A 26318-nucleotide genomic window follows, 5' to 3' on the forward strand; every position below is an offset into this window, starting at 1 on the left:
TTTACATCCAACCGATTACTACATTTACATCATTTACCTTAATTTTCACACAAATTTGATAATAAAAAAACCGCAAATATCTCAAAAGAGATTTGCGGTTTTTTTGAGGTGGCTCCCTGAATGGCTTTTGACGACAAGTTACTAAATTTATTGACTGGTTCTGTCCTCATGAACCCTCTAAGAAGACACTTCCCTCCATTTACCTATTTCCCGTCCACAATTTCCTTCAATATCTCATACGATCGTTTTTGTTTTTCCACATCATATATATAAGACACTGCCATAAGTTCATCCACATTATATTTTTCCTGGAATGCTGATAATTGCTCCCGGACGGCCTCTTTACTTCCCAACATCGTCATTCTCGACATGGACATCACCATTTCCTTCTCCATTGGAGTCCAAATTTGATCCATATTTTCAACAGGTGGCTGCAATGGCATGCGGGAACCGCGAACAACGTTTAGGGAAAATTGTCGCATCGTAGTTGATAAGAAACTTGCTTCTTCGTCCGTTTCCGCAGCAACTACGTTTAAACAAACCATCATGTATGGTTTATCCAAATACTCTGACGGCTGGAATCGGCTGCGATATATCGAAATCGCCTCCTCCATAAATCTTGGCGCAAAGTGGGAGGCAAAAACATAAGGCAGACCCAGACTTGCAGCAAGATAAGCAGAATCCGTCGAGGAACCAAGAATATAAATAGGGATATTCGTTCCTGCTCCAGGATATGCCCGCACATAACCTTGCTGGTCTTCTGGTCCAAAATACGTTTGCAACGCTTTAACATCTTCAGGAAACGTAAAGACAGAATCATTTTTCGAACGTCTTAGTGCATTTGCTGTCATCATGTCTGTTCCAGGCGCGCGGCCGAGACCAAGTTCAACCCGCCCCGGATAAATGGTTGCCATTGTTCCAAATTGTTCAGCAACTACCAAAGGGGAGTGATTCGGGAGCATAATCCCGCCTGAGCCCACGCTAATTTCATTTGTATGTTCTAACGTATGTTTTATTAAAATGGCTGTTGCAGAACTAACCAGCGTCGGGGTATTGTGATGTTCGGCAATCCAATAGCGTTTATATCCCATTTTTTCAACTGACTGTGCTAAATCTATCATTTCATCAATCGCTTGTTTCGAATCCTGTCCTTCCCGAATTGGGGCAAGGTTTAATACGGAAACTGGTATATGAATATTTGTCATTATTTATAAGTCCTTTCTTTAAACAGATACACTACTATAGTAACAATGACAGTTTAGGAACAAAAATTAAATGCTTATACAAAAAGAAAAAGGTGCCGAACCATCCCGACACCCTTTACCTTCAAACTAATCGTTATTATTCGTCTGCTGTATTGATACATGCTTTGGAGGTTTCGGATAACCTGTTTTTCCTGAATCGTCTGGACCAGTCAAGGTATTTCTTTGATCCAAAACCTTTCCTGAATACACAATTGGATTCTTATCTGACATCATTTTTCACCTCTATTTTTTATAGGATTCAGGAAAGTTTAAACTTCATTTCCCTTTTCGCCATATTTCATTCTTCTCTCCGCTTCGCTCATCCGGTTTTGCGGCGGTTTGGTTTTATTGAGTGCCTTCTTTAATTCCACCGTTGCATCATTGTTTGTGTTATATTTTTCATCCATGAAAATCACTCCTTTACGTTCTTATTATGAACTGAATTGAAAGCTTCATTCTTCCAGACTAACGCAAAAAAGCCACCTAATCAGGATGGCTTAAAATTATAACTTCGCATTAAAAGACAATCGTCTTATTCTCATGGACAATAACCCGGTCATCTAAATGCCATTTGACCGCACGCGCTAAAACACTCCGCTCGATCGAACGACCGATTTTCTTTAGGGCCTCAACATTCGAACGGTGGTCAACCCGGGCAATATCCTGCTCGATAATTGGCCCCTCGTCCAAATCATTGGTCACATAATGGGAGGTGGCCCCGATTAATTTTACACCGCGGCCATATGCCCGTTCATATGGCCGAGCCCCAATAAAGGCTGGCAGGAACGAATGGTGGATGTTGATAATTTTATTCGGATTCGCGGCCACAAAGTTTGGCGTCAAAATTTGCATATAGCGGGCCAGCACGATGACATCAATGTCATGTTCTTTGAGGAGCTGCAGTTGCTTGGCCTCAACCTCCGCACGAATGTCTTTATTGGCAGGAATATAGTAAAACGGAATATTCAGTCCTTCGACCACATCCCTAGCCTCTTCATGATTACTGATGACAAGAGCGATGTCCGTCAACAAATCACCGCTTTGCCATTCCCATAAGAGTTCAAGCAAACAGTGCAATTCCTTTGACACAAAAATCGCCGTTCTTTTCACTTCAAAAACCGGTCTAAAGCTCCATTCCATTGAAAACTTCGAAGCAATCTCTGCAAATTGCTGTTTCATTTCCTGAGCTTTATCTTTTAAAGTGGGGCATTCAAATTCAATTCTGATGAAAAAACGCCCGCCCTCCGGATTAGTAGAATACTGATTGGACTCAATAATATTGGCATTGTGTGAATATAAAAATTGCGAAATCGCGGCCACAATACCCGGTTGATCCGGACAACTGACTAATAGTCTGCCACGATTTTGATTTTTCTCTTGAAATTGTTCTAGCTGATTTTTAAAAAACGAATTCATGATAGCTACCTCTACCCTCATTTTAATTATTGTGAATTATTATACAATTCAAAGCAGGGTCTTGTCACCATCCAAATAGAAAAAGGCTGCCGAACCATGACTTAAGGTTCGGCAGCCCTTTTCTATTCTTAAGCAGTCCCCAGCACTACGCCAAGGTTCTTTAGATATTGCCGATAGGCAATGCTCATACGGTCACACACAAGTGACAACTCCACTTGCAAATCAAGCGGCAGCTCCTCTGGCTTTTGATTTTCAACAATTGGCTTATCCTGTGCAAAGATCAAATTTTGGAACTGGACGATTTCTTCATCAGATAAACCTGGGTCATAGTTAAAAGAAAGAATTCCATAGGCAATAGATTTATTTTCATCCACTGGCCGAATGGTTAAGAGAATCGTCATTTCTTGATTTGTTTCTCGATCCTTTTTCGTAAACAGTACTGTGAATGGTCGGAGAATCTCATACGTGTAATATACATATTTAGGGATACCTGAACCATCTGGGTCTGGCTGAAAAATAGCAATCTCATCAGAATAGATGCGGTTTTCTTCCCAATGCACCTGGTAATCACCGATTTCCCGGTGGCTGTTATCTCCTAAGTATCCTTCGTGGACAATTGCCAAATGGCCAACATCTAAAAAGTTTTCAATAATCCGCGGCGGCTTTGCTTCTACCTCCTGAGGTCCCCAGATAACATTGCGGTATTCTGCTGCCTCCGCTTGCGGGTAGGAAAAAAGCTCCGGAGTGTTATCGGCAAGATTGATCCAAATGAATCCATACTTCTCGATACAAGCATATTTAATAGCCTTGGCTTTCTTCGGAATAGCACGACCTTCCGGCAATTGTGGAATGGAAACACATTCTCCACCCGTATTATATTCCCATGCATGGTAAGGACACACCAGACAGTCATTTTTCACTTCGCCAAGTGAAAGAGCTGCACCCCTGTGGATGCAAAGGTCTTTAAATGCATGAACGCCTTCACTTGTCCGAAATACGGCAATTCGTTCGCCCATTAACATAATTTGAATCGGCTTCTCCCCTACATCACTTGAACGGCAAGCGACCAGCCAATCTTCCTGCAATACCTTATCAGTTACCAAAATTATATTCCTCCTGTCTTTCAACTTACCTTAATTCTATAAACTCCAAACAAAAAGGTCAACCAAAACACGAATAAAAATTTCATTACTTTAAAAAATGTTCGTATTTATTGTGTACAATTTGTGAATTATCCATTATAATCAACTTGAAAATACCTTTGAATACGAACGAGGGGGATTTATCCTTGGAAAAACAGAATAATATTATTGTGGGTGTAGATGAGAAAATAAGTTTTGGCAAAGCCCTTATTTTAGGGATGCAGCACGTATTGGCGATGGATTTATATATTGCGCCAATCATTATCGCAGGATTACTTTCACTAAGTACGGAAAACACATCCTTCTTTATCCAAATGTGTTTCCTGGCAACAGGATTAGCGACCATCGTCCAAACAGGCTTCGGGATTAAGCTTCCTGTCGTCCAAGGACCTTCTTATGTTCCGATCGGCGCCATCGCTGCGATTGGCGGAAAGCTTGGATTAGGGGCCATTGCCGGAAGTTTGATTCCCGGTGCCATCCTTATTTCCCTTCTCGGTTATCCACTAAAATGGTTTGCGAAAGCCGTGAAAAAATTTATTCCGCCGCTTGTAGGGGGAACGGTAATCATCATTGTTGGGATTTCGTTAATGCCAGTGGGAATGAACAGCATCTATCATGCCGAAGGAAAAATTGGCACGAACATTCTAATTGCAGCGATTTCAGCAGGGGTACTTGTCATTTGCATGCTATTGGGTCGTAAAATGCACGGAATTGGAACCTTTTTCCGTCTCGTTTCCGTTTTACTAGCAATCGCTATTGGTACGATTGCTGCCGCCATTTTTGGGCAGGTAGATTTTTCACCGGTGAAGGAAGCAGCATGGTTCTCACTCCCTTCCTTTTTCCCGTTTGGAAAGCCAGTCTTTGATCTTAGCGCTATTATTACTGTTGCTTTTGTTTATTTCATTATTCTAATTGAAACAACTGGAACTTGGTTTGTAGTATCCACTGTTACTGGACAGGAATTGGATGAAAAACGCCTTAACCGTGCTTCCTTTGGTGAAGGCCTTGGCTGCTTTATCGGATCCTTGTTTGGCAGCACACCGATGACAGGTTATTCTTCTAATGCAGGATTATTGGCAATTACTGGTGTAGCAAGCAGAATGGCGATCATGACGGGCGGCGGAATCCTAATCTGCCTTGGTCTAGTTCCAAAGCTTTCAACAGTAATTACTTGTATCCCTGAAGCAGTAATCAATGGAATTTTCGGAATTGTCTGCGTGGCAATTGTGACCAATGGCATGAAGGTGATTCAGCCAATTATCATCAACGATCGAAATATGATGATTATCGGTATCCCTATCCTTTTAACCATTGCAGTAACAATCTTGCCTAAAGAGGCATTAGCGGGCGCACCTGACTGGGTCAACTATATCCTTTCTTCTAGCATGACAGTTGGGGCGTTGGCGACACTTCTTTTGAACCTTTTGATTCCTGAGGAAAAGACGGAAAAGAGCAAAACGACTGAGGTTGTTGCATAAAAAAAACGGGTGGAGCGCCACCCGTTTTTTTACGTCCTTTTCAACTGTCTGCCTTTTAATTGTGGCCGCCTTTCTACATACCATTGGAAAAACCAAATGGCTGTAGCCATCCAAAATCCACTTGCAAAATACCCGCCAATAATATCACTTGGGTAATGAACACCCAAATAAATACGACTGATCCCAATCATCAAAATCATGATGGTACTAAAAATAATTAACAGTATGCGGCCTGTTCGGGTAGCAATATGTCTCCAAAGCAGGAAGGCAAGTATTCCATATACAGAAAATGCATTCATCGCATGTCCGCTCGGAAAACTATAGCCGCCGATTTCTATCAAGCGATGGAATTCGGGCCGTGCTCGGTGAAAGATTGATTTTAATATTGAATTGATAATCGGGGTTCCCGCTATCACAGCAATGAATAATATCAGTTCTAGCCGATGGTGCAGCACCTTATAGAGAAAGAAGATAATAAGGAGGCTGAGAATCACCACTATTTTTGTCGACCCGATGAAGGTGAAAAATTTCATGATGGCTGTTAACGCAGGTGACTCAAGACCTTGTACTGAACTTATTATGGTGCTATCAAATTGGACAATCTTATGAGCCTCGATAAGCGTAGCCATCAAAGCAAAGGCCGCAAGGGAGATGACGCTTAGGATGAATGCACGTGTTAGCTGAAACTTCAAGTTCATTACTGGTAACCTCACAGATAAAATTTCCTTTATTTTACCCTATTTCTGTTTATATCATAAAGTTTCGGAAAAATAGGCAACTTGTTTTTTACCTCTAATACACTCTCGCTCAGGGCAAAATACAAAAAGTGCCCCAAAGGGACACTTCTTTTCTTCATTATTCCTCCGCTACTTTCACCAGCTGTTTACCAATGTTGTCACCGCGGAAAAGTCCTAGGAAGGCATCGATGGTGTTGTCAAAGCCTTCAACGATGGTTTCGCGGTATTTGATTTTTCCTTCCCTTACCCACTGGGCTAGCTGTGCTAAGCATTCCTTGTTGTGCTGTGCATAGTCAGAAACAATAAAGCCTTTCATCAAGGAACTGGTTGTCAACAGCTGACCGGCAACCCTTGGACCGACAGGCGGTTTATCCGCATTATACTGGGAGATTTGTCCGCAAATAGCAGTCCTGGACTGGAAATTAATTAAGGACATCACCGCATCGCTTACATGACCGCCAACATTGTCGAAATAAACATCAACACCGTTAGGACAGGCTTCTTTCAATGCTTTACGCAGGTTCTCCTCTGCTTTGTAGTTAATTGCCGCATCAAAACCTAGTTCCTCAGTCAAATAAGCGCATTTATCATCGCCGCCGGCAATCCCGACAACCCGGCAGCCTTTCAGTTTAGCGATTTGACCAACAACAGTGCCGACCGCTCCAGATGCACCTGAAACGACAACCGTTTCCCCTTCCTTCGGCTCCCCTATGTATAGCAATCCAAAATATGCGGTCAAGCCAGGCATTCCGAGCACATGAAGTGCCGTGGTCACAGGTGCCATTTCTGGATTAAGTCTGCGAAGGCCGCTTCCATCAGAAACGTTATATTCAGCCCATTCAAGTAGTCCGTCTACATACTGGCCCGCTTCAAACCGAGAATTTTTCGATTCGACTACTTTTCCAACTACCCCACCTTTAAATGGCTGACCGACTTCATATGGCTTGGCATAAGATTTGGCAGCCGACATCCGGCCCCTCATATAAGGGTCTACAGACAAATACAGAGAACGAATCAATACTTCACCATCCTGAAGTTCTGGAACATTCTCCTCAATAAATTCAAAATTACTTTCATCTGGCATTCCTACTGGCCTGCTTGCCAATAAAATTTTTCTGTTCAAAAGGTTTGACATCTAACCACTCCCTGTTTTATCTACTCCAAGAAGCAATTCTAGGTGTTTGATTATAATGTTCTACTTTTACGGCTAATCTCCTGCCAGAACACGAAATTAATGAGCGTATACCTTCAATTTTTCTTATTTTTCTTACTTTTTCAGCAACATTCATCACTGCACCCTGTTATTCCAATCCCGCTTCTTCAAGAGCAATTCTAGTAAGTGCTGCCCAATCCTGATTTCCGCGATTTTTGGCCACTGAGGCTAGCAGGCGGTTATGCAATAGACCCGCTAACGGCATCGGTGTCTGGGTCGAGTTTGCCTCCTCCAAAACTAGGTTGCAATCCTTAAGACCGAGCGCCAGCTGAAAACCCGCCGGTTCAAACTGCTTTTTGGCAATCATCTGGCCATAACCTTGATACACTGTACAATTAAATAAGGTTGATGCATAAATTTCAGCAGCCAGCTGCCGGTCTATACCATTTTTCTCAGCTAGATTAAAGGCTTCGGCCATTGCTTCCATTGCTGCCATAATCATAAAATTTCCGCCTAACTTGATGACATTGGCACTTTCAGGCTCCTCCCCTACATCAAAAACACGCTGGCCAAGAGCATCCTGGATGTGTTTTACCCGCTCTTTCGCTACACTGGACCCTGAGCTAAGAATATTCAATTTTTGAGCTGCCGCTGCTTCCGGACGACCAAAAACTGGGGAGGCCACATATTGGCTGCCATGCTCCTGATGATAAGTTGCTAATTTTCGTGATGTTGCTGGAGCTATTGTACTCATTGATAAATGGATACCGCCCTGCCCCAGCACTTCCCCAAACCCATTTGGTCCCATAACGAGCTCTTCTACTGCCTGATCGTTTGCCACCATAGTAATCACGATTCCGCCAGGTGCTGCGGCGTCTGCAGGCCTGTTCACTTGCTCGGCGCCAGCTTCAACAACTGCCTTTGTTTTCTCGGGAGTTCGATTGTAAACCTTCACCTGAAAACCAGCCTTCAATAAATTCATGACCATAGGCTCTCCCATATTTCCAAGGCCAATAAAGCCAATTACTCCTGTCATTTTCGTTCATCCTCCTGCTATTCTAATATCCCTTCTTGGTATCTACTCTATTGTTAAGAGGTTTGTTTTCTTCCAAGTTTTTAAGTGTATCCAAAAAACACGCTGCACCTTCTTCTGGTGACGTTACCGCTGAAATATGAGGGGTAATCAGTACGCCAGGATGTTTCCATAATGGATGATTTTCCGGCAGCGGCTCCTGTGCAAACACATCCAAGACAGCATAACGGACCTGCCCGTCTTCCAAAGCTTGCAGCAATGCTTCTTCATCCACCGATGCCCCTCGCCCAACATTAATAAAACCGGAATTTGTTACTTTTTGAAAAACTTGACTATTAAAAAATCCAGCCGTTTGTTCCGTTAGCGGCATCGTGTTGATGATCACATCCATTTCCCCTAGTAGGGTAAAATGAGATTCAACAGTCATTACATCATTAAAATACTCTTTTTCTTTTCCACTTTGGGAGACGCCGTAAACTTCCACTCCGAAACCAGACAAAAGCTTCGCGGCAGCCTGTCCAATTTCACCGGTTCCATAAACCATCACTTTGAGTTCGTTTAATAACTTCGGAGTCCTTTGCTGCCATTTTTTCTGCAACTGTAATTCCCGGAACTCCTCGTGAAATTGTAAATCTCTTAATATGTAGCTTAAACAATACTCTCCGATTCTTTGACCAAACGAACAAATGGTCCTTGTCAAAAGTACACTATCGTCCCAGGCATTTTTAAATAAAAAACGGTCAACTCCCGCACCGAGCGAGTGCACCCATTTTAAATGACTGTAATCGTAATCGGATTTGAGATTAAAAGATACAAGTGCATCCGCCCATTTCAAATTATCCTGAATAACTTCATCCTCCGGGATATAACGGAAATTCTTTTGGACGCCCGCATTTTGGATGTATGCCCGAAGCTCCTGATACATGGGACTGACAATTAAAATATTTTCGATTTTCACAATAATTCACCTCTTCAACATTACCTCCATTTTAAGGATAATTGGGAAAAAACTCAAAAAAGAAGCGTAGTCTGTTAATCCCTGCTCTCCTCCCAATGCTATATAACTATCAATAAATATACGATTTTAGTGTTTTTTATAAAAACCCCTTGAACAAATAGGAATATTCTGTTATATTAATTTTAATTACATACTTCTTACTTCATACCTTATGAAGTGAGGATAGAGGCGCAAAGACCATCAGTAAACCATCCAAGGGTAATGGGACCCGTTGACGGTGGCAGAAAGGGGAATTTGCCGAAGCTTCTGAGGATCTCATTGTTCCGGAAGCTGGTTCTGTTATTGAATAAATACAGAATTGTCATATAGGAAACTATATGGAGGGCTATCTCACGCAGGGGAACTTGTAAAATTAACGTTTCTGATGCAGCTGTTGGGCCCTTCCCTCAGCTGCTTTTTGCGTTTGGCCTTACCTCTTTTTAAAAATAATTTTAAAAGGGTGAAATTTATGTACTTTGGCCAAGTTTTAACAGCAATGGTGACTCCGTTTGATCAGCATGGCGAAATTGATTTTAATGCGACGAGTGATTTAGTAAATTATTTATTAGCGAATGGTACTGACGGGTTGGTGGTTTGTGGAACAACTGGTGAGTCCCCTACCTTATCAACTGAGGAAAAAGTGGCATTATTTAAATTTGTGGTTGAAGTTGTGGACGGGAGAGTTCCCGTTATTGCAGGCACTGGCTCCAACAACACAAGATCCTCAATCAGTCTAACAAAGCTAGCAGAGGAAGTCGGCGTAGACGGCATCATGCTCGTTGCACCATACTATAATAAACCATCCCAGGAGGGCATGTATCAGCATTTTAAAGCGATTGCTGAATCTACTTCTCTTCCGGTTATGCTTTATAATATTCCGGGCCGCAGTGTCGTCAATATATCTGCTGAAACGGTCATCCGCCTTTCTCAGATTCCTAATATCGTAGCGGTTAAGGAAGCTAGCGGCCACTTGGATGACATGGCCGAAATTGTTAAACAAACTGCTGATGACTTTTCTTTATACAGTGGTGATGATGGAATGACCTTGCCGGTGCTTTCGATTGGCGGCGTTGGTGTGATTTCCGTTGCATCTCATATTATCGGGAATGAAATGCAGGATATGGTTACACGCTTTAAAAATGGGGATTTGGCGGGCGCTGCTGCAGCACACCGTGAATTACTGCCCATTATGAAGGCTTTATTTGCAGCGCCTAGCCCAGCACCTGTAAAAGCAGCTTTAAATATGAAAGGGATCAATGCTGGCGGTCTGCGCTTGCCGCTGATTCCATTAAACGATGAGGAGACTAAAACGCTTCGAAATGTGCTGTTGCAGAACAGTGCAGTGGAAGTTTTGTAGAATGATATAATTTGATATCGGTTTAAGAAGGACAAAAATAACCGGATTCTGGTTGGATTTGTCCTTCATTTTTTTGATGAAGGACAAATTCATGTTGTCACCAATTCATAATGTCCTTCATAACCCCGTTGAAGACCAAAACCTTCCGTTACCTGTTTCAAAATGTCCTTCATAACCTTGATGAAGGACATTTTTAGTTGTTCCCTTGTCCATTATGTCCTTCATGGCCTCAATGTATCCGCTAATCTTTTTTCCCTCTATCCTCACTGCAAAAATATTTCTTTAATAAATTCAGAAAAGTGTTTACAAAATCTCCTTCAAACTCTATAATTCACATATATTTACTCGGAATTCATCATGAAAGAAGGAGGCCCCCAACATGAGCATAGGAATTGCATTAATGGGATTATTAGTTGGGTTATTGGTAGGATTAACAGGGGTTGGAGGGGCAGCATTGTTAACCCCAGTGCTCATCATGGTCGGAATTCAGCCTTCCATTGCGGTGGGAACGGACCTTGTTTACAACTCCATTACAAAACTGTTTGGAGTCATTCAGCATTGGAGACAGAAAACAATTAACTTTAAACTCATGAAGTATCTTGCTATCGGTAGTGTCCCAAGTGCAGCAGGAGCCATTCTCATCCTTCAGGTTTTTGAAAAATATTTCCACAATCAAGAACAAATTATCAAACATGGACTTGGCTATGTTCTAATTCTAGTGGCCACAGCCATTTTAATTAAGACATTTTTTGATAATAAAATCAGGCCGAACCGCTGGCAATTAAGGCCGATTGAGGAAAAACGAACATTAACAATTTTAATCGGTGCCGGTTTCGGCTTTATCGTCGGCCTGACTTCAATAGGATCAGGATCATTATTTGCCCTTGCCATGCTATATCTCTACCGCTTGAAAGGATCTGAGCTGGTTGGCACCGATATTGCCCATGCCTTTTTATTAGTGACTGTTGCCGGACTCCTCCACGCGAATGCTGGAAGTGTCAATTATATGCTTGTAGGGAACCTGTTAATCGGGTCGATCCCTGGCGTTTTAATAGGGAGTACCTTATCTTCAAAAGTACCGACAAAGCCCCTTCGTACGGTCATCTCAGCGGTCATCATTGTTAGCGCGCTAAAACTTATAGGATTATAATAAAAAAGAGCTTAAAGCTCTTTTTTTGCTAAAATTCGGTTTCTAACTTTAATTGGCTATCCTTCTGAACCATTTTATATTCTGTAATAAAGGCGGGTAATGTGATGGTTATGGTCGTTCCGACATTTAAGATACTGTCAATATCAAGCTTCCCATTCATCGTCTGAATGGTTTTCACCGCGACCATGGAACCTAATCCTGTGCCCTTTGTTTTACTGGTGTAGTATGGCTCACCGAAGCGGTTTATTTGCTCTTTACTCATGCCGACACCGGTATCAACTATTTTAACTGTGACCTTATTTTTTTCAAGAGCTGAAACTATTTGAAGCTCCCCGCCATTTGGCATTGCTTCGATCGCATTTTTTATTAAATTTAAAAAGCATTGGCGGAAATAGTTCTTGTTTCCTTGAACCGTTCCTTGACCAAGGTTATCTGTAATAGTCACGGAACTCATTTTTGCTAAAGGCTTCATGATATCAATGACATTGCGGATTTCTTGTTCGATTAGAAGTGGTTCTACTTTTTCGATTGCTGGTTTTGCAAAAGCCAGGTAATCACTAATAATCGATTCGGCATTATGAAGTTCTCTTTCTATATGTTCAATATAGCGTTTCTTCTCGTCTAGAGATAGATTAGGAGATTTAAGCAATTCCATAAATCCTTTTACAACGGTTAAAGGATTTCGAACTTCGTGTGAAATACTTGCCGCCAGTTGGCTGACAACCTCCATTTTTTCAAACTTAACTATTTTTGATCGGATATACATAGCATCTGACAATAATTCAATGATATATACCATAAAAAACATAAGAATAGGAGGCAGAATAATAAAATAAAAAATGTATGCTTCTGTCACAACGAAAATATCAGACATCCATAAGGCGACATAAGTCGTAAAAATCTCAAGGACAATGGTCAGCAATACGGAACTGATCAATTTATTTTTTCGATTAAACCTATTAAATCTTCCTGAAAATAGGGCTGTAGCCACAAATATCACAATATATACAACTAATGTAATACCATTCATTCCGTAAATGGCAAAGCGAGATGTTAACATAATCACCAATAGAACAGCCCCGACTGGCCATCCGCCATAAAGTGTTCCAATAAATACGGGAATTTGCCTTAAATCATGTACACAATACTCGTCAATGTAAATCGGGAATTTCATACAAAATATGATCGGTAAACTTATGCAGGCTGTCAGAAGGGCTTTTCGATACTGTTTAAATTTTTTGACGTTATCAACTAACACAAAAAACATCAACAGACTGACAATTATATAAAACACATTATCTAAAACATTGTGATTAATATAAACAAAATCCATTACAGGCAGCCCCTTTAAGTTATGTGCATTTCCAAGTTAAAAATAGAAGAAACACAGCTTATTTATTATAGCATTTATCATACTAGTAATTAAAGGAAAATTTCCCCTGAGTCGTATATCAATAAAATTGAATGAATATTTTTTCAAAAATAATTGTATTATATGAATGGCTCATTTGCCCTATTAACGAAGGTACATATGAAAGGAGAACCCATGACAAATCGTAATAACAATCGTAACCAGCCGCATACAGGCAGTAATGATGCTGAATTTGGCGCCGAATCAACTTTAAGTAAAAAAGAGCGTAAGAATGCAGCAAGGCAAAACAAGAAAAATCAATAAGAAAAAGGATAACTCTTCTCCAAGAGTTATCCTTTTTACGTTCAATACTATTTAGTTACAATGATCGGCCCATTTTTCGTCAGAATCAACGTATGCTCGATTTGAGCAACAAAGCTTTTTTCCGTAATGTAGGTCCAGCCGTCGCCTTTTTCATAAACTTCTTCCTCATGAGTAGAAATAAACGGTTCAAAGGCAATGACCATCCCTTCTTTCAACAGCTCATCATCCCATGGCTCATGGTAATTATAGATATGGTCTGGACGTTCGTGAATTCTCCGTCCAATTCCATGACCGGTCAGATTTTTAATAACGGTGAAGCCATGCTGCTTCGCGGTTTGGTGGACTGCTTTACCAATTCCGCTCTTTTTTGAACCTGGCTTCGCTTTTTTCAGACCGGCATCAAAGGCTGCCTGTGCCGTTTCGCAGAGTTTTGTCAGCACTTCGTCTCCTTGGCCAACAACAAAGGAAATGCCAGTGTCCGCAAAATAACCATTCTTTGAGGCCGACACATCAATGTTAACGAGGTCTCCTTCCTTAATAACCCGATTGCCCGGAATCCCATGGGCTACTTCCTCATTAACACTGATGCAGGTATAACCAGGAAAATCGTATTCCCCTTTTGGAGCGGAAATGGCTCCTTCCTTTGCAAAAAGTTCACCAGCGATATCATCTAACTCTTTCGTGGTAATACCAGGCTTTGTCCGTTCAACCAATTCATCACGAATGGCCCCAACAATCCTGCCAATTTCCTTTATTCCATTGATATCTTCTTCTGTTTTAACAATCATGCCATTCCCCTACTTATGTTAGTTTTGTTTGTCTAAATGACTTATAGGTTCTATTGTAGCCTTTCTTTTTCGAAAAAAACAAGTGAAAAACAGGTATTATGATTTCACTAGTACCTGTTTCCTTGAAATTATTCGGCCGTAACTTGGTTCAAAAACGTAAGTGCTTTAGCAAAGGAATCACGTGCATAGCGAGCATTATAGGTTGGGTTCGTGTCATTAAAGAACGCATGCTGCGCATCAGGGTAGACAATCGCTTCAAAGGATTTGTCCAACTTCTTCATTTCCTCCTCGAACGCTGGAATCAAGTTCGTGATATTCGGATCATTTCCGCCATAAAAGCCGAGAATTGGGCATTGAATTTCATCTATACGTTCTTTTGGCGGGCGGCCGTAGAATACAACAGCCCCGGTATGGTTTTGGTCATTCACAGCAAGTGCCGCTGATAAAGCGCCGCCTAAACAGAATCCAACAGATGTGACAGTCATATTTTTCGTTTTTTCGTAAGTATTTCGTGCATAATCGGCGGCAGCCTTTAAAATATTGACAAACATTTCGGATTTACTTGGATCTAAAAATCCAAAAAGCGTGTTTAATGCTGCACGCATTGTTTCTTGGCGTTCGTTTGGAAGTTTTGAAATCTCCGCTTCCCGCGCATCCGGGTTGAACCACGCTGGATGTGGAATAGAATGGAGAAAGCTTTTCACCTCTTTCAACATCTCCTCATTCAACTCATTTGGACGGACACCATTTTCTGCAAAGAGATCTGGCGCAATGGCTACGTAACCGGCAGCCGCGAAACGCTGAGCAACATCCTGGATATGAGCATCAACACCCCAAATTTCCTGAATGACAATAACCGTCGGCCTTGGTTCGGTAACAGGTTCAATTGCAGCAACATAAGCACGAATATCTCCATTTGCCCCTGTAAATGTTCTCCATTCTGATTGTATTGGCATCGTGACACCTCTTTTATGTAATTTTTCTATCCCAATTTACCATAATAAAGCTGTTTTTAAAATAAAGTGAACCGCCCCATCTGGATAATTTTGGGTATTTCAGGATTTACTCGTCTATTTTTGATTTTTACTAGCCTGATACCGGGGTTACTTGTCTATTTTTTGATTTACTCGCCGAAATTTAGAATTTACTCGCCTATTCTTAACGTTTACTCGTCAACTGCCCATTCCAACAATTAGAATCACAGGTTTGCTTAAGAAGACAAAGACGAAAACAAAAACAATGCGCATTTTGGATATAAAAAAACAACCTACAATTTTTAGGTTGTTTTCTTTAAGTAAGAAGCAATTAGCTCTCCAAGTATCTGAACGCCCGCTTCCATTCGCTCTTCAGACTCGTAGCTGAACGATAAACGCAGATACTCGATGCCCTCCTGTTGGTTTGCAAAAAAGAACTTTCCAGGCACATACGAAACACCTGCAGCTAAAGCCTTCTCTAACATTTCAGCTGTATCGACACCCGGAACCTTTACCCAGACAAAGTAACCGCCCTGGGGAACATACCAAGAAACCGATTCAGGAAAATACTTCTCAATATACTGAGCCAGTCTTTCACTTTTGCTCCGGTATACGGTTTTTAACTCCGCAAGCCTTTCATCAAGATTAATTTTTTCTAAATAGGCTGCCATTGTCGCTTGAGAAAATGGGTGGTCCAAATCCTTTTTAAACCATGAAAAAGCAGTAATAAATTCACGCTCCCCCACTATCCAGCCAACCCGCATACCTGGAGCAACGACTTTGGATAAAGAACCGACATGCAAAACGCGGCCTTCTGTATCCAGTGCTTTTAATGTTAATGGGCTTTCTCCGAAAGAAAGTTCACCATAAGCATCGTCTTCTAAAATAAGGAAGTCGTATACAGCAGCGAGCTCCAATAAATGTCTCCTACGCTCTCCACTCAAAGTCGTCCCAGTCGGGTTTTGAAAGGTTGGAATCGTGTATAGGAGGCGCGGCAAAGTCAGCCCTGCACTTTTTCTTCCAGCAAGAACCTTTGCGAGTTCATCCGTCCGAAGTCCCTGGTCATCAATCGGGATACTGATAATTTGATTCGTGTAGTTGCGAAAAATCTCCAAAGCCTCCATATAAGTTGGCGCTTCAACGGCAACAGCCACATTTTCGTCAAGCAGCACACGTGCAATTAAATCAATTGCCTGACATGCCCCTGCTGTAATTAACAGTTCATCCCCTTGGACCTTTATGTCACGCTCAGCCAAGCGGTTCTGGATTTGGTGTTTTAATTTCTCCATCCGTGGGGTGCCCAAATAATGAAGCGGCAAATCATGTTCCTCATCCAGCAAGCGGGCTGCTGCCGCCTTTATTTCACCTGAAGGAACAAGTTTAGGCGCAGGATACCCCGAACTTAAACGGATGCACTCCTTAGGCAATGCAGGCATCCATTCCCCAGGCGGGTCGTTCTTTAACGCCGCTTTCACATTGTCAGGAAAAAAAGAATCAATTTTCACGTTAACCAAACACCTTTCACTACGAACTCAATCTGTTAGTTAATTGCTTTTAAACTCTCTTCCCTGATGAGTGACAGTAATTCCTCTTTATATTGGGCAAATTCAACCGACCCTTTTACACTGAACTCTCTCGGTCTCTCCAAAGCAATCGGCACCTTTTTCTTTAGGCGGCCTGGTCTTGCCGTCATAACGTAAACAGAATCGGCCAAGAAGATCGATTCCTCGACATCGTGGGTAATGAACAAAATCGTCTTCTTAGAATCCTCCCACGCTTTTAATAGCACTTCCTGCATAATATTTCTTGTCTGGGCATCTAAAGCACCAAACGGTTCGTCCATTAGAAGAATCTTAGGGTCATTGGCAAGTGCACGAGCGATGGCAACGCGCTGCTTCATCCCCCCGGATAATTGGATTGGATAATGTTTTTCAAACCCTTCCAAGCCAATCAATTGCAGATAATGCCGTGCTACATCGTCCCGTTCCTTTTGAGAAACCCCTTTTAATTTTAATCCAAAGGAAATATTATCCTTTACCGTCAACCAAGGGTACAAGGTGTATGACTGAAACACCATCCCCCGGTCTGGTCCCGGACCGTTTACTTCCTGTCCATCGATGAGAACCTGTCCAGAGGTCGCTTCCTCCAACCCCGCAACAATCCTCAAAACTGTTGATTTACCGCATCCGGAAGGACCCAAAATGGTGACAAACTCCCCATCGCTAACGGAAAAAGAAGTCTTCTCCAATGCTGTCGTTTCACCGCTCTTTGTTTTAAAAACTTTACCGACTTCTTTAATTTCAAGCTTTGGTGTTTTTACCTGAGGGACATTGTTTTCGATTATGTTTTTCGCCGCTTGAATGACCATGTTACAATCCATCCTTTCTCATCCATGAAAACGAAGCCCGATAAACGGCTTTAAAAATCATATCGGTTAACAAGCCGAGAATTCCGATGATTAAGATTCCAACGATAATTTTATCAGGCTGCAGGAAACGCGATGCCTGCATAATCATGTAGCCTAAACCGCTTGATGCTCCGACAATTTCGGCTACAACTAAATAAGTCCACGCCCAGCCGAATGTAATGCGGAGTGTATCAACAATCCCCGGCAACGCTGCTGGCAGAATCACTTTTGTGAACAACTGCCCTCTTTTTGCTCCTAATGTATAGGAAACTTCAATTAAGTCATTTTGAACGTTTTTAGTAACGTCCATAATCATGAGCGTAAGCTGGAAAAAGGTTCCTAAGAAAATAACGCTCATTTTCTCCGGTTCACCAAGACCAATCCATAAAATCAATAAAGGAATAAAAGCGGATGCCGGCATATAACGAATGAATCCGATGATTGGTTCAAAAGCTCCCTCCATAATTTTTAATGAACCCATTAAAATCCCGAGAGGAATACCAATTAGAGCGGCAACCAAAAATCCAACCAATACCCTTGTAAAACTGATGCCAATATCAGATAGCAGGTCTCCATTGACAAATAAATCAACACCCGTAGTCAACACAGCAGTAGGTGTCGGCAAAAACAGCGGGTTCACAATACCGCCATAGGTCAGTACTGACCAAACTAACAAAAATAAAAGAAATGTTACAAGTCCTGCCGTACTATATAGCTTTTTTGGTATGTCCTTATTCGGCGTTAATAATTTTGCAATCATTTTTCTCACCCAATTCTCTTAATCTCTTAAAAAGGCCTAATATATGAGGACCGAACCCGCCTCATATATTAGGCTTTCTACTCTATCCTTTATCCCGCCTTAACGGGCAGTAAGATCCCCCACCTCAAGATTCAGAGATTAAATTGACGATAGGTGGGGAATCAACTGCCCGTAAAGGTCCGATTGGTTCAACTAACCATCAGTGGGGAGGTGAAGATTCCCCCACTTATGGAAGTTTCACTTTATTGGAAGCTTGGATTAAGCACATCTTCTGCTTTTGGCTCTTTTTTGATAATGTTTTGCTCTTTGTAAAACTTAATGGCATTTTCAGTTGATTGATAGATGGAGCCTTTGCTGCTTTCTGAACCAAATAATTTGGTGTTATCCTCTTTTGTGAAAAACTTCAAGCCTGATTCGGTGGCAACAAATTCTTTTGTATCAATCTTTAATCCTTTTGCCATGATTTCGTCTGCTTCATCTTTATGCTCTTTCCAGTAAGCCATTGCTTCACCCATCGCCTTAACAAATGCTTTTACATCGTCCGGACGGTTTTTAATGACGTCTTCTTTAAAGCTGATGGTATCTACAATAATGCCTGGAAGATCCTTTGTTGATAATAAAACTTTGCCGTTTGCTTCAGATCCTTTTGATAACCATGGCTCCCAAGTTACAGCTGCATCCACTTTGCCTGCTGCAAAAGCGGCACCAGCATCACCTGCAGACATTTGAACTACTTCTACGTCTTTTTCCGTTAAGCCGCCTTGCTTCAATGCGGTTAAAGCAAGCATATGGCTGGTAGAGCCCACTTCAAACGCAACCTTTTTCCCTTTTAAATCTTTTACATCTTTGATGTCGTTTTTAACAAGAATTCCGTCGCCGCCGTAAGAATCATCCAGTAACCAAACAACCTGCACCGGAATATCAGCTGCAGCAAGTGTTACTTGAACATCCAATGCTGTTGCCATGCCGTCGATTTTGCCGCTGGCTAATGCCTGCTTACGCTCTCCCAAACCTTCAACGATGGAAAGCTCCACATCGACGCCATTTTTCTTAAAGAAGCCTTTTTCTTTTGCCAAAAATAATGGACCATAACCTGTCCAAGTAGGCAATGTTACCTTTAACGGTTCTGATGATTTCTTTTCCTTAGCGCCACCGCTTGCAGCTTCATCTTTTCCACAAGCCGCTAATGCTAGTACTAACATAATTGAACAAAGCATAACTAGCCATTTTTTCATTTCTAATTTCCCCCTAAGATTGTCTTTATCTTTGATTTGTAGCAGCTAAGATTGTTGTTCCAATTTCATCTGCTTTTTGAACAGATGTCACGACCATTTCCGGTGTAACTGCGAATGGCATATTCTCCATATCTTCAATGGTCACAGTTATTTCACCTAGCTGTTTCCATTGTTCTGAGGTTAATTCCTTTATTCCCATTTGCTGTAATGTATAAGGCAGATCAACCTCTTGGTAATATTCGATTAACGACCTTACCTCTCCCGCTTCTAATCCTTCCATACAAAGCTGCGCTAAAATACCAAAAGCGACAATTTCGCCGTGATAGGTATCATGTATTTCCGGGAAGATGGTCAACCCTGAGTAAATCGCATGGGCTGCTGCAGTCCGGCAATCATCACCGCCATACCCGCTGACACTGCCGCTGACTAAAATGACGGCATCAATAATGTCCTCTAACTCATTGGTTAAGGTTTGCTCCTGAATCGATTGAACAGCTGCTTTTCCCGATTTCAGCAAGGTTTGATAAAGCTGCCCAGCAATCGCGATGGCTGTTTGGTTGATGGCGTTTGGCACAGCTTTCTTTATCGAACACTTCGTTTCAAACCATTTGGCCAATGTATCGCCGATTCCAGCCACTAAATAGCGGACAGGTGCTTCAAGAATAATGTTCGAGTCCACCAGCACCATTTCAGGTGCTTTAGCATTTCGGCTGATTTCAAGGAATTCCCCTTCATCACTGTAAATGATGCTGATGGGTGTTGCCGCCGCACAAGTGGCTGCAATCGTTGGAATAGCCACAAGCGGTTTCTCCAATTGATACGCCACCGCTTTTACAGTATCCAATGCTTTACCCCCACCTGCAGCAATCAGAACATCAAAGGTTTCAGATTTTAATTGATCTATCAACCTATCAATATTCGATTGGGAGGATTCACCGCCATACCAAAGAGACTGTTTCAAGATGATCTCTTGCTCTTCTAGACTTCGCCGTAATGGTTCCTCAATTACTTGACGACTGGTATTCCCGCCAATCAGAATAGCGGTTGTTCCAAAGTTTCTTATGTATAATCCTGCATCTGCTAGAATCCCAGGGTTTCTGACATATTGTCCCGGACCGACGACTACTTTCATTTACAATTTCCCCTTTTAGTTCCTGCGTATGAATAATATTCTACTAATATAAATGTTTGTCCATTTTATGTCAATATAATTATATAAATTTTCTAAAACTTATTTTTATAACATTTAATTGATAATTATTCACACATTAAATTTTCTTGATATATTTTCCATTTTTATTATACTGATAATATTTATAGTCTCCATTTTGTACTTTATAAAGGTGATTTTTTGAAAAAAGTGTTTAAAAAAACGCTAGTAAAATTCCAAAATGGAAGTTTACTAGCGTAAGATATTTTATCGAATATCAATCTAAGTTCAACACACAAATTACAAGTTCAAAGTACCCCCATCAATTACGATCGTTTCGCCGGTAATGAAGGATGCTTCATCTGAAGCAAGGAATAAAACTAAGTTAGCAATCTCCTCAGGATAACCAATTCGGTTAAGTGCATTTGCTGTAGATAACACGGGCCATTTTTTTGTTTTCTTCCAATCCTCAACCATATTTGTATCAATGATTCCTGGAGCGATCGCATTCACACGAATATTCTTTTTCCCAAACTCAGTTGCCGCTGTTTTCGTAAGAGCCATTACACTGCTTTTTGATGCAGAATAAGCTGCGACCAGCTTTTGGCCTTTGATGCCGGCAATACTTGCTGTATTAATGATGGAACCGCCTGAAGACATCTGGGGAATGGCATATTTTAAGCCTAAGAAAACTCCATTTGTATTTACATCAAACACCTGCTGCCATTCTTCAAACGAAACATCTGGAATCTTTTTCTCGCCACTTTTTACACCAGCATTATTAAATAAAATGTCTAATTTGCCATAAGTATCTATGGTTTCTTGAACCATAATCTGTACATCTTCGGGTTTGGACATATCAGTTTGAATAAACTTAGCTTCTCCGCCAATTTCATTGACCAGCTGAACGGTTTCTGCTCCCGCTTTCTCACTATAATCGGCAATGACCAACCGGGCTCCTTCTTGTGCAAAGCGAATTGCTGTTGCTCTGCCAATCCCTCCGCCGCCTCCTGTTATAATAGCTACTTTATCTTTTAAACGCATATTTTTCACCCTTTTTCCATTTTATTTAGGCACACTTCCTGCTATTATCATCGGGTAAAATTTAACTAAAGCGTCTTGTCTAAACTATTTCATTATGGCAGGGCAACCAATTTCCCATAAGTTTGACGATCACCGAGAACTTCCAAGGCGGAAGGAACATCCGTAAAATCAAATTCACGGTAAATGAGAGGCTTGATTAAGCCTTGGTCATAGAGTTTCATTAAATCCTCATGAATTTCGACCGCCTTCTCCGGATACAATCGGCGGAACAAGCCCCAATGCACTCCGACGATTGAATAATTTTTAATTAAGGCATGATTTGCAGGGGCTTCCGGAATGCGTCCGCCAGCAAATCCAATGACCAAGAGACGCCCATCAAAAGCAATACATTTTCTGGAACGGTCAAAAACATCACCGCCAACTGGATCATAGATGACATCTGCTCCGCGTCCGCCAGTTTCTTTTTTCACGACATCAACAAAATCTTCGGTCAAATAATCGATGGCAATATCTGCGCCAAGGTCTTTACATAATTGAACCTTTTCCGGTCCACCAGCAGTAGCGATGATTTTCGCCCCTCTTGCCTTACCGAGCTGGATGGCAGCCGATCCAACACCGCCTGCACCGGCATGTACTAAAAGAACTTCCCCTTTTTGAAGATTAGCACGGTGATATAATGCATAATAAGAAGTTTGGTATGTAATAAACATAGATGCAGCCTCGCTAGGAGACATCTTCTCAGAAATGACATAAACAGAATTCTCAGGAACACTGACCCATTCAGATAATCCCCCGTTTGGCAGAGGAGGTGTAGCTATAACTCGCTGACCTACCTGAAACCGGCTTCCTTCCCCCACTTCCCGGATAATCCCTGATACCTCAGCACCGGGCGTGAACGGCGTCGGCGGCTTTTCCTGATACTTCCCTTGGCAAAGCAATATATCGAAAAAGTTAAGAGAGGATGCCTCCACTTGAATTAACACTTTTCCCTCTTCAAGGGCAGGTACAGATTTTTCCTCCAGGTTTAACACATCTTTCGGATCCCCTAATTCATTAACAATCCAACTTCTCAACTTAAAACTCCTCCTTTAATTATTCTTTCACTTAATACTGACCGGTTAGTATTTAAAACAAACACGTTATACTTATTATATTCCATATTTTCTGACTAGTAAAACAATTTGTTTTGATGCATGGGGACGGTTCTCATGCATCATTTAAGTTTGAAGAACCAACAAAAAAAGACAACCATATTTCAGGTTGTCTTTTTGTTTGCCCGGCAGCGTCCTACTCTCACAGGGGCTTTCGCCCCAACTACCATCGGCGCTGAGAAGCTTAACTTCCGTGTTCGGGATGGGAACGGGTGTGACCTTCTCGCCATTGCTACCGGACCTATTGAATTAGAGGTTTCATTCCCTCAAAACTAGATAATGCAGAAGAAGTATTTAAGAACGAGTTCACCTTGCTTAATATGACTTGGTTAAGTCCTCGATCGATTAGTATCAGTCAGCTCCACACGTTACCGCGCTTCCACCTCTGACCTATCAACCTGATCATCTTTCAGGGATCTTACTAGCTTGACGCTATGGGAAATCTCATCTCGAGGGGGGCTTCATGCTTAGATGCTTTCAGCACTTATCCCGTCCGCACATAGCTACCCAGCGATGCCTTTGGCAAGACAACTGGTACACCAGCGGTGCGTCCATCCCGGTCCTCTCGTACTAAGGACAGCTCCTCTCAAATTTCCTGCGCCCACGACGGATAGGGACCGAACTGTCTCACGACGTTCTGAACCCAGCTCGCGTACCGCTTTAATGGGCGAACAGCCCAACCCTTGGGACCGACTACAGCCCCAGGATGCGATGAGCCGACATCGAGGTGCCAAACCTCCCCGTCGATGTGGACTCTTGGGGGAGATAAGCCTGTTATCCCCAGGGTAGCTTTTATCCGTTGAGCGATGGCCCTTCCATGCGGAACCACCGGATCACTAAGCCCGACTTTCGTCCCTGCTCGACTTGTAGGTCTCGCAGTCAAGCTCCCTTGTGCCTTTACACTCTGCGAATGATTTCCAACCATTCTGAGGGAACCTTTGGGCGCCTCCGTTACATTTTAGGAGGCGACCGCCCCAGTCAAACTGCCCACCTGACACTGTCTCCCACCCCGATGAGGGGTGCGGGTTAGAATTTCAATACAGCCAGGGTAGTATCCCACCGACGCCTCCACCGAAGCTGGCGCTCCGGCTTCTCAGGCTCCTACCTATCCTGTACAAGCTGTACCAAAATTCAATATCAGGCTACAGTAAAGCTCCATGGGGTCTTTCCGTCCTGTCGCGGGTAACCTGCATCTTCACAGGTACTATAATTTCACCGAGTCTCTCGTTGAGACAGTGCCCAGATCGTTACGCCTTTCGTGCGGGTCGGAACTTACCCGACAAGGAATTTCGCTACCTTAGGACCGTTATAGTTACGGCCGCCGTTTACTGGGGCTTCGATTCAGAGCTTCGCTTGCGCTAACCCCTCCTCTTAACCTTCCAGCACCGGGCAGGCGTCAGCCCCTATACTTCGCCTTGCGGCTTTGCAGAGACCTGTGTTTTTGCTAAACAGTCGCCTGGGCCTATTCACTGCGGCTCTTCGGGGCTATTCACCCCAAAAAGCACCCCTTCTCCCGAAGTTACGGGGTCATTTTGCCGAGTTCCTTAACGAGAGTTCTCTCGCTCACCTTAGGATTCTCTCCTCGCCTACCTGTGTCGGTTTGCGGTACGGGCACCTTTTATCTCGCTAGAGGCTTTTCTTGGCAGTGTGGAATCAGGAACTTCGGTACTATAATTCCCTCGGCATCACAGCTCAGCCTTATGGCAAGCGGATTTTCCTACTTGCCAGCCTAACTGCTTACACGCACATATCCAGCAGTGCGCTTACCCTATCCTCCTGCGTCCCCCCATCACTCAAACGATAAAGAGGTGGTACAGGAATATCAACCTGTTGTCCATCGCCTACGCCTTTCGGCCTCGGCTTAGGTCCCGACTAACCCTGAGCGGACGAGCCTTCCTCAGGAAACCTTAGGCATACGGTGGATGAGATTCTCACTCATCTTTCGCTACTCATACCGGCATTCTCACTTCTAAGCGCTCCACCAGTCCTTACGGTCTAGCTTCAACGCCCTTAGAACGCTCTCCTACCGCGGACACCTAATGGTGTCCACCCACAGCTTCGGTGATACGTTTAGCCCCGGTACATTTTCGGCGCAGAGTCACTCGACCAGTGAGCTATTACGCACTCTTTAAATGGTGGCTGCTTCTAAGCCAACATCCTGGTTGTCTAAGCAACTCCACATCCTTTTCCACTTAACGTATACTTTGGGACCTTAGCTGGTGGTCTGGGCTGTTTCCCTTTTGACTACGGATCTTATCACTCGCAGTCTGACTCCCACGGATAAGTCATTGGCATTCGGAGTTTGTCTGAATTCGGTAACCCGATGAGGGCCCCTAGTCCAAACAGTGCTCTACCTCCAAGACTCTAACTACGTGAGGCTAGCCCTAAAGCTATTTCGGAGAGAACCAGCTATCTCCAAGTTCGATTGGAATTTCTCCGCTACCCACACCTCATCCCCGCACTTTTCAACGTGCGTGGGTTCGGGCCTCCATCCAGTGTTACCTGGACTTCACCCTGGACATGGGTAGATCACCTGGTTTCGGGTCTACGACTACATACTATTTCGCCCTATTCAGACTCGCTTTCGCTGCGGCTCCGTCTCTTCAACTTAACCTCGCATGCAATCGTAACTCGCCGGTTCATTCTACAAAAGGCACGCCATCACCCATGAACGGGCTCTGACTACTTGTAGGCACACGGTTTCAGGATCTCTTTCACTCCCCTTCCGGGGTGCTTTTCACCTTTCCCTCACGGTACTGGTTCACTATCGGTCACTAGGGAGTATTTAGCCTTGGGAGATGGTCCTCCCTGCTTCCGACCGGATTTCACGTGTCCGGCCGTACTCAGGATCCACTCAGGAGGGAACGAAGTTTCGACTACAGGGCTTTTACCTTCTATGGCCGGCCTTTCCAGACCGCTTCATCTACCCCGTTCCTTTGTAACTCCATGTTGAGTGTCCTACAACCCCGAAAGGCAAGCCTTTCGGTTTGGGCTGTTCCCGTTTCGCTCGCCGCTACTCAGGGAATCGCGTTTGCTTTCTCTTCCTCCGGGTACTTAGATGTTTCAGTTCCCCGGGTCTGCCTTCAATACCCTATGTATTCAGGTAAAGATACTGTTCCATTACGAACAGTGGGTTCCCCCATTCGGAAATCTCCGGATCGGCGCTTACTTACAGCTCCCCGAAGCATATCGGTGTTAGTCCCGTCCTTCATCGGCTCCTAGTGCCAAGGCATTCACCGTGCGCCCTTTCTAACTTAACCTAAAAGGTTTTTACTCTTAAAAATAAGAGAGAAAAACTAAAATGGCGATTACTCGGTTCTTACTTGGTTACTTCTTCTATACGATTATCTAGTTTTCAAGGAACAAAAAGTTTTGAGAGATAATTCCCTCAAAACTAAACAAACAAGAAACAGTCAACTTCTTATCA

At 42.8% G+C, this 26318-nt stretch carries 23 protein-coding genes, 2 rRNA genes and 1 riboswitch; of the genes, 4 read left to right on the plus strand and 21 right to left on the minus strand.

The window, feature by feature from the left end; translation table 11 throughout:
- Positions 1-203: 203 nt before the first annotated feature.
- From QNN06_RS20750 to QNN06_RS20770, 5 genes are all read right to left on the minus strand, one after another.
- Positions 204-1205, minus strand: a complete 1002-nt coding sequence (locus tag QNN06_RS20750; protein ID WP_213118949.1) for an LLM class flavin-dependent oxidoreductase — start codon at positions 1203-1205, stop codon at positions 204-206.
- A gap of 126 nt (positions 1206-1331) precedes the next feature.
- Positions 1332-1478 carry a hypothetical protein gene (locus QNN06_RS20755; RefSeq protein ID WP_284035882.1) on the minus strand — a complete coding sequence of 49 codons (147 nt, stop codon included), beginning with the start codon at positions 1476-1478 and terminating at the stop codon, positions 1332-1334.
- A gap of 35 nt (positions 1479-1513) precedes the next feature.
- Positions 1514-1651 (minus strand): hypothetical protein, encoded by a 138-nt coding sequence (locus tag QNN06_RS20760; protein WP_213118947.1) that lies wholly within the window; start codon positions 1649-1651, stop codon positions 1514-1516.
- 109 nt (positions 1652-1760) lie between these two features.
- A complete protein-coding gene (purU, locus tag QNN06_RS20765; protein ID WP_217036031.1) occupies positions 1761-2660 on the minus strand; it encodes a formyltetrahydrofolate deformylase in 900 nt (299 codons plus the stop codon).
- Positions 2661-2788: 128 nt separating this feature from the next.
- The gene (locus QNN06_RS20770) at positions 2789-3766 is read right to left on the minus strand and encodes an aromatic ring-hydroxylating oxygenase subunit alpha (protein ID WP_213119742.1); all 978 of its coding nucleotides are present in this window, start codon (positions 3764-3766) and stop codon (positions 2789-2791) included.
- 182 nt (positions 3767-3948) lie between these two features.
- Here QNN06_RS20770 and QNN06_RS20775 point away from each other — a divergent pair, with 182 nt between their 5' ends.
- On the plus strand, positions 3949-5280 hold the full coding sequence (locus QNN06_RS20775) for a solute carrier family 23 protein (RefSeq protein WP_284035883.1): 1332 nt from the start codon (positions 3949-3951) through the stop codon (positions 5278-5280).
- 29 nt (positions 5281-5309) lie between these two features.
- Here the strand turns inward: QNN06_RS20775 and QNN06_RS20780 are convergent, their stop codons facing one another.
- The 4 genes from QNN06_RS20780 to QNN06_RS20795 all read right to left on the minus strand — a co-directional run bounded on the left by QNN06_RS20780 (position 5310) and on the right by QNN06_RS20795 (position 9161).
- On the minus strand, positions 5310-5978 hold the full coding sequence (locus tag QNN06_RS20780) for a phosphatase PAP2 family protein (protein WP_213118944.1): 669 nt from the start codon (positions 5976-5978) through the stop codon (positions 5310-5312).
- 157 nt (positions 5979-6135) lie between these two features.
- Positions 6136-7152, minus strand: coding sequence for an NADP-dependent oxidoreductase (locus tag QNN06_RS20785; RefSeq protein ID WP_213118943.1), 1017 nt, complete (start codon positions 7150-7152; stop codon positions 6136-6138).
- A 166-nt stretch (positions 7153-7318) separates the two neighbouring features.
- Positions 7319-8206, minus strand: a complete 888-nt coding sequence (locus QNN06_RS20790) for an NAD(P)-dependent oxidoreductase (protein WP_213118942.1) — start codon at positions 8204-8206, stop codon at positions 7319-7321.
- Positions 8207-8228: 22 nt separating this feature from the next.
- Complete coding sequence (locus tag QNN06_RS20795; protein ID WP_213118941.1) at positions 8229-9161, minus strand: D-2-hydroxyacid dehydrogenase; 933 nt, start codon at positions 9159-9161, stop codon at positions 8229-8231.
- Positions 9162-9376: 215 nt separating this feature from the next.
- A riboswitch (Lysine riboswitch) is annotated at positions 9377-9557 on the plus strand.
- A gap of 112 nt (positions 9558-9669) precedes the next feature.
- Here QNN06_RS20795 and dapA point away from each other — a divergent pair.
- Both dapA and QNN06_RS20805 read left to right on the plus strand, forming a co-directional pair.
- Positions 9670-10557 (plus strand): 4-hydroxy-tetrahydrodipicolinate synthase, encoded by an 888-nt coding sequence (dapA, locus tag QNN06_RS20800; protein WP_284035884.1) that lies wholly within the window; start codon positions 9670-9672, stop codon positions 10555-10557.
- Positions 10558-10936: 379 nt separating this feature from the next.
- Positions 10937-11707 carry a sulfite exporter TauE/SafE family protein gene (locus tag QNN06_RS20805; protein ID WP_284035885.1) on the plus strand — a complete coding sequence of 257 codons (771 nt, stop codon included), beginning with the start codon at positions 10937-10939 and terminating at the stop codon, positions 11705-11707.
- Positions 11708-11735: 28 nt separating this feature from the next.
- On the opposite strand, the gene QNN06_RS20810 is transcribed toward QNN06_RS20805, so the two are convergent.
- Positions 11736-13040 carry an ATP-binding protein gene (locus tag QNN06_RS20810; protein ID WP_284035886.1) on the minus strand — a complete coding sequence of 435 codons (1305 nt, stop codon included), beginning with the start codon at positions 13038-13040 and terminating at the stop codon, positions 11736-11738.
- A 213-nt stretch (positions 13041-13253) separates the two neighbouring features.
- On the opposite strand from QNN06_RS20810, the gene QNN06_RS20815 reads away from it, so the two are divergent.
- Positions 13254-13382 carry a hypothetical protein gene (locus QNN06_RS20815; protein WP_284035887.1) on the plus strand — a complete coding sequence of 43 codons (129 nt, stop codon included), beginning with the start codon at positions 13254-13256 and terminating at the stop codon, positions 13380-13382.
- Positions 13383-13429: 47 nt separating this feature from the next.
- Here QNN06_RS20815 and map read toward each other — a convergent pair whose 3' ends face one another.
- The 11 genes from map to QNN06_RS20870 form a co-directional block, all read right to left on the minus strand.
- The gene (gene map / locus QNN06_RS20820) at positions 13430-14170 is read right to left on the minus strand and encodes a type I methionyl aminopeptidase (RefSeq protein ID WP_284035888.1); all 741 of its coding nucleotides are present in this window, start codon (positions 14168-14170) and stop codon (positions 13430-13432) included.
- 128 nt (positions 14171-14298) lie between these two features.
- Positions 14299-15126, minus strand: coding sequence for a dienelactone hydrolase family protein (locus QNN06_RS20825; RefSeq protein WP_284035889.1), 828 nt, complete (start codon positions 15124-15126; stop codon positions 14299-14301).
- Positions 15127-15446: 320 nt separating this feature from the next.
- The gene (locus QNN06_RS20830) at positions 15447-16649 is read right to left on the minus strand and encodes an aminotransferase-like domain-containing protein (protein WP_217036017.1); all 1203 of its coding nucleotides are present in this window, start codon (positions 16647-16649) and stop codon (positions 15447-15449) included.
- A 35-nt stretch (positions 16650-16684) separates the two neighbouring features.
- Positions 16685-17524, minus strand: coding sequence for an ABC transporter ATP-binding protein (locus tag QNN06_RS20835; protein ID WP_284035890.1), 840 nt, complete (start codon positions 17522-17524; stop codon positions 16685-16687).
- Positions 17514-18311 carry an ABC transporter permease gene (locus QNN06_RS20840; protein WP_213118934.1) on the minus strand — a complete coding sequence of 266 codons (798 nt, stop codon included), beginning with the start codon at positions 18309-18311 and terminating at the stop codon, positions 17514-17516. Before QNN06_RS20840 ends, QNN06_RS20835 begins: the two co-directional genes overlap by 11 nt.
- Positions 18312-18553: 242 nt before the next feature.
- Positions 18554-19546, minus strand: a complete 993-nt coding sequence (locus tag QNN06_RS20845; protein WP_213118933.1) for an ABC transporter substrate-binding protein — start codon at positions 19544-19546, stop codon at positions 18554-18556.
- 25 nt (positions 19547-19571) lie between these two features.
- Positions 19572-20678, minus strand: coding sequence for an iron-containing alcohol dehydrogenase family protein (locus tag QNN06_RS20850; RefSeq protein ID WP_284035891.1), 1107 nt, complete (start codon positions 20676-20678; stop codon positions 19572-19574).
- A 318-nt stretch (positions 20679-20996) separates the two neighbouring features.
- On the minus strand, positions 20997-21740 hold the full coding sequence (locus tag QNN06_RS20855; protein WP_217036013.1) for a glucose 1-dehydrogenase: 744 nt from the start codon (positions 21738-21740) through the stop codon (positions 20997-20999).
- A 92-nt stretch (positions 21741-21832) separates the two neighbouring features.
- Positions 21833-22813 (minus strand): NADPH:quinone oxidoreductase family protein, encoded by a 981-nt coding sequence (locus QNN06_RS20860; protein WP_284035892.1) that lies wholly within the window; start codon positions 22811-22813, stop codon positions 21833-21835.
- Between the two features lie 201 nt (positions 22814-23014).
- A 5S ribosomal RNA gene (gene rrf / locus QNN06_RS20865) occupies positions 23015-23131 on the minus strand.
- Between the two features lie 85 nt (positions 23132-23216).
- Positions 23217-26151: ribosomal RNA gene (locus tag QNN06_RS20870) — 23S ribosomal RNA — on the minus strand.
- Positions 26152-26318: the final 167 nt, after the last annotated feature.

It is taken from the genome of Neobacillus sp. 114 (genome assembly GCF_030127045.1).
Lineage (GTDB): Bacteria > Bacillota > Bacilli > Bacillales > Cytobacillaceae > Neobacillus > Neobacillus rhizophilus.